The organism is uncultured Jannaschia sp. (assembly GCF_947494055.1).
Classification (GTDB): domain Bacteria; phylum Pseudomonadota; class Alphaproteobacteria; order Rhodobacterales; family Rhodobacteraceae; genus Jannaschia.
In genome coordinates this window covers 1-389 of the sequence record NZ_CANLTR010000202.1, presented here as the reverse complement: position 1 = coordinate 389, position 389 = coordinate 1, and the positions used below count along the sequence as shown (strand labels likewise).

Annotated in this window: 1 pseudogene; it reads left to right on the top strand. The window is 69.2% G+C overall.

The annotated features are described in order from the left end of the window. A pseudogene (locus tag Q1A87_RS23850) lies at positions 1-389 on the top strand (hypothetical protein); the annotation flags it as partial.

The following is a 389-nucleotide window of genomic DNA, read 5'->3' as shown; positions in this document are numbered from 1 at the left end:
CCGGGCAGTGGACGGCGCCTGTGACGGTCGGGCCTGCCGCGACGCCATCGCCGCCCGCGGCGCCGACACGATCATCCTGCCCAGGCGCAACGCCAGGCCATGGAAGAAGGACGGTCCCGGTGCCCTGGGGCGAAACGAGGCCCTGCGCGCCATCAGGCGCGTCGGCTGCGCGATCTGGCGCCGCCGGAGCGGCTACCATCGCCGCAGCCGCATCGAGACCAAGCCTCTCAGGACATTGCTTCGCAATGCCCTGCCGGCCAATGAATGAACTGCATGAAGCTGCTCGGTCAGCAGCTCGCCGCCCGCGACTTCGATCGTCAGACCGCCGAACTTCAGCTCCGCATCGCCATCCTCAACCGCTTCACCGCTCTCCGCATCCCCGCTACGCA